Genomic DNA, 4,387 nt, shown 5'->3' with positions numbered 1-4,387 from the left:
GGTCCCGCAGCCCGGAGGCCGCGGCCGGCTCGTCGTCGGCGGCCGGTCACGGCCCCGCGGCCGGCGATCCGTCCACCGCCGGCCCCGAGGCCGCCCCCGCCGGCGCCCGGTGCGGGCATGGGCGGCCCGCTCCACCGGATCGGCGGCGGCGATGTCGGTCAGCGAGACGACGACGATGGCGCCGTTGACCGGCTGGCGCTTGCGGGTGCGCCGCAGCAGGTCGAGGAACCCTTCCCAGCCGGCACGGTCCACCGCCTTGTCGGAATCCTGGGTGGTGTAGCGCCCGGCGGTGTCGATCAGCACCGCCTCGTCCGCGAACCACCAGTCGCACAGCCGGGTGCCGCCGACCCCGCCGACCGGCGTGGTCTCGCCGTCCAGCTGGTCGGCCGGGAAGTTCAGGCCGGAGCTGAGCAGCGCCGTGGTCTTGCCCGAACCCGGCGGCCCGATCAGCACGTACCAGGGCTGTTCGTAGAGATAGCCGCGCCGGCGGCCCTTGCGCAGGCGGCGCAAAGCGGCGCGGACGCGCTCGCGCAGCCGGGCGACCTCCTCGGCCGTTGCGGCGCGGACGTCGCGCTCGGCCGGGCTGGCGGCGGCCGACCCGCCATCCCCGGTCAGCCCCTGCACCAGCGTGTTCTCGCGGCGGCGGCGGATCCAGCTGATGGCGCCGTTGGCGCCGCCCCAGAGGATCACCAGCGCCAGGATCAGCAGGCTGCGCGCGAAGTAGCTTTCGAAGCCGGGGACCAGCGGCGCCAGATACCAGACCAGCATGCTGGCCATGCCGACGCCGGCGAAGCTGGTGGTCCAGCGGTTGACGAAGAAGGCGCCGAGATACTGCAGGTTCTCCATCACTGCGCCCCCTTCCGGTGCAGCACCACCTCGATGCGCCGGTTCTGCTGCCGCCCGTCGGGCGTGTCGTTCGAGGCGAGCGGGTTCTCGTCCGCCCGGCCCTGTGTCGACAGCCGCGCCGGGTCGTCGATGGACTGGCCGATCACCTCGGCCGCCGCCTTGGCGCGGGCCTGGGAGAGCTGGAAGTTCGACGGGAACTGCACGGTGTGGATCGGCTGGTTGTCGGTGTAGCCGACGACGTCGACCGCGCCGGGCTCGGTGCGCAGCGCCGCGCCGATCCGGGCCAGGATCGGCAGGTACTTGTCCTCGACCTTGGCGCTGCCGGACTTGAACATGCCGAGGTTGAGGATGCGCACGATCGGCACCGCGTCGGTGCCGGCGATGGTCACCAGCCCCTGCTGGATCTCCGGCTGCAGGAAGCCGGACAGCTTGGCCAGCTCGCCCGGCTCGGCCGGCGGCGGGGGGGGCGGCAGCGGCTTCGGCGGGGCGCTGCGGGCGATCGTCGGGAACTGCCCCGGCGGCAGCGTGCGCCCGGCGTCGAACAGCCGGTCCGACGCGCCGTTCAGGCCGTAGGCGAGCAGGACGTAGAGCGCCACCACCAGCGCAAGCCCGGCCAGCGCCGCCACCCAGACCGGGATGCGGCGCTGCTGGCGGTATGGTGCGGCGACGCCCTTCCAATGGGCCGACAGGCCGCGATCGAGCGGCCGCCGCTGCCGCATGATCGCGACATAGGTCTCCTCGCGGACCCGGTCGAGCTCGGCCGGGCCGCGCGCCGACAGGCGGTAGCGCCCCTGCATGCCCAGCGACATGCAGAGATACATCAGCTCGACCACCGGCAGGAACGTGCCGAGATTCTGGCGCAGCTGGTCCAGCAGGTCGAAGAAGCGCTCGCCGGCCCGCACCTCCTGATGGAAGGTCGAGACCAGAGACGCGTCCGCCCAAGGCCCGCGGCTGCCCCAGGGCGTGTTCTGCACCACATCGTCGATGCTGGCGCACAGCGCATAATGCGACAGGCGGATCTGCTCGATCGGCAGCTTGCGGTCGCGCAGCGTCTTCTCGAAGCGCCGCATCTCCTGGATCGCGTTGTCGCGCAGGCTGGCCGGGTCCGGTACGGTGACCACGTTGCGCAGACGCGCCACCAGCGACAGCAGGGGCGCGGCTGCGGTCACGATCGGCGAGGCGCCTTCGGCCGGCAGGTCGGCGAAGGCCGCGTCGGAGGCGGGAACGGCCGCGGCCTCCGACGCCGCCGGCGGCTCGGCCGCTACGGGCCGGGGGCGCGGCGGCGCCGCCCGTCCGCCCGGCAGCGGCCGGATGATCGTGCGCTCGTCGTCGTCCGGCTCGGCGAAGGGGTTCTCGCTCATCGGCCCGTCCCTCAGCCGCGGATCGACCAGAGGTCGAGCGCCAGGTTCGGGAAGTCGCCCGAGACATGGATCGCGAAGCCGCCGGAGGACTGCATCTGCTGCCAGTGCGGGCTGTTGCGGTCGAGCTCGAAATACTGGGCGCCGGCGATGAACGGCATCTGCCGCGGCGCCACCGGCAGCGGCTGCAGGTCGATGCCGGGCAGCGCCACGTTGACCAGCTCGCGGATATGCTCGACCGCGCCGACCTTGGCCTTGCCCGGGAAGGTGCGGCGCAGCTGCTCGGCCGGCATGTCGGCCTGGACCACCAGCACGAAGCTGGTGCCGTTGAGCAGGGTGCGGTCCAGGATCGGGCCGACCCGCACGCCGTGCCGCCGCTCCTGCAGCGGGATGCGGATCGCCGTCTGCTCCAGCACCGCCGAGAGCGAGCGGCGGACATCCGCCATCACCGGGGTGAAGCTGCGCTGCAGGTCCTCGTGCCGGTAGGCGGGATAGGTGTTGGGCCGCCGGCGCGCATCGGTGAAGGTGGCGAACTCGCCGGCCATCTGCACCAGGACGCCGTACAGCGTCTCGGGGTGGATGTTGCCGGAATCCGCCAGATGCGCCAGCAGGGCCTGCCAGCGGTTGATCGACTGCAGCAGCAGGAAGTCGGCGACCTCGGTGTTGCTCTTGGTGCCGACCGCCGTGACCCGCGCCGCGATGGCCTCGCCGCGCTGGTTCAGCATGCCGGCCAGCTCGACCAGCAGCGCCGCCAGCGGCGCGGCGGCGGAGCAGACCAGCGCCGGCGGGATCCAGCGCTCGTCCAGCACCACGCGGCGGTCGGGCGTCACCTCGGTGATGCGGGCCAGCGGCAGGCAGATGTAGCCGTCGCGGTCGTCGGTCTCCAGCAGGTAGCGCAGGCGCAGCTGGCCGACCTGCAGCTCGGCCGGCTGCGGCGTGCCGGAATGGGTGTCGTAGGCCTCGAACGGCCGTGCGCCGTAGCGGCCGTCATTGGCGAGGATGCCGATCTCCGCCGCCCCCGCCTGGCGCACCGGGATCGCGAGATGGACCAGCGCGTTGCGCACCGAATCCGGCACCTCGAGCGGCGGCGGCAGTTCGGCCTCGTCGGGCACGGCGAAGGGCGTGCCGTCCTCGAACACCCCGGCGGCGGAGGCGAGCGCGAACCGGCCCGCCGCCAGCAGGTCACGGGCGATGGCGATCCCGGTCACGCCCCAGGGATGGGGCCGCAGCGCGCCGACGCTGCCGCGGATCTGCGCCTCGACCCAGCGGTCCTGCTGCTGGAAATGCTGGGCGCGGAGGAACATGCCCTCCTGCCACGCGATCCGACTGCTCCACGTCACGTCATTCTCCTTGGAAACGCGCCGCCCGGCCTGTGGCGGCGGTGCCCGGCCACGCCCGTCAGGGCTTGGCTATTCGTCGTCGGCCCGGTCGGCGACCTCGGCCATCGCCCGCTCATAGGCGCGCGCGAAGGACTTGCCGAACACGCTGTCGAAATCATCCGCCAGGGCCTGGGTCACGGCGGCGTGCAGCGCCTGGTAGGCGTCCCAGCTGCGGGCCTTGCGCCGGCCCGGCAGCCCGTCCAGCGCCTTGGGCTCCAGCTTGCCCGCAGCCTGGGCAGGGGCGAGTTCGCCGACCAGATGGTGCACCGCCTGCTGCATCGCCGCGGACACCGCCAGCTCGTGCAGGCGCATGTCGCGCAGCGCGTCGGCCACGGCGTCCCGGGCGCTCATGTCGCTGCGGCGACCGATGCCCAGCAGCCCGGCCAGCGCGTCCTCGTCATCGGCCGAGAACTTCAGCGGGTTGTTGCCGGCGGGGCGGATCAGGGTCTGCTCGATGCGGAACTCGCCCTTGATCGCCGCCCGGGCGATCATCATCCGGCGCAGGCCGACGACCATGGCGCGGAACGCCTCGCCCAGGCCGCGCAGCATCTCGGCCGGGTCGCCCTGGGCGGCGCCCTGCAGCCCGGCGCCCTCGACGAAGGCCGCGACCGCCTGCTCCATCGACCCGGCCGGGGCGCCCGGTGCCGCGGCGGGCAGTGCCGCCGGCGGTGCCATCGGCGCCGGCGCAAAGACGGGCGGCGGCACGGGCGCGGGAGCCGGCGCCTCGGCATCACTGGTGGTCGGCGCGGCGACCGGCGCGGCCGGAGCCTCGTCCTCCATATCCCAGTCGTCCGGCAGCACCTC

Annotated in this window: 4 protein-coding genes; all 4 read right to left on the bottom strand. The window is 73.5% G+C overall.

Going from position 1 to position 4,387, the window contains the following annotated elements; genetic code table 11:
- On the bottom strand, positions 1-846 hold an 846-nt coding region (locus tag ABDW35_RS32865), incomplete at its 3' end, for a type VI secretion protein IcmF/TssM N-terminal domain-containing protein (protein WP_343718062.1).
- Positions 846-2,207: a type VI secretion system protein TssL, long form gene (gene tssL / locus ABDW35_RS32860; RefSeq protein ID WP_343718061.1), complete on the bottom strand. Its 1,362-nt coding sequence runs from the start codon at positions 2,205-2,207 to the stop codon at positions 846-848. The genes tssL and ABDW35_RS32865, both read right to left, overlap by 1 nt.
- Positions 2,208-2,218: 11 nt before the next feature.
- A complete protein-coding gene (gene tssK / locus ABDW35_RS32855; protein WP_343718060.1) occupies positions 2,219-3,544 on the bottom strand; it encodes a type VI secretion system baseplate subunit TssK in 1,326 nt (441 codons plus the stop codon).
- A 69-nt stretch (positions 3,545-3,613) separates the two neighbouring features.
- Positions 3,614-4,387 (bottom strand): type VI secretion system-associated FHA domain protein TagH (gene tagH, locus ABDW35_RS32850; RefSeq protein WP_343718059.1); only part of this gene is annotated, 774 nt, incomplete at its 5' end.

This window comes from Inquilinus sp. (assembly GCF_039594555.1).
GTDB lineage: Bacteria > Pseudomonadota > Alphaproteobacteria > DSM-16000 > Inquilinaceae > Inquilinus.
Note: the sequence above shows the minus strand (reverse complement) of the source record. Positions and strands in the feature narration are given on the sequence as shown.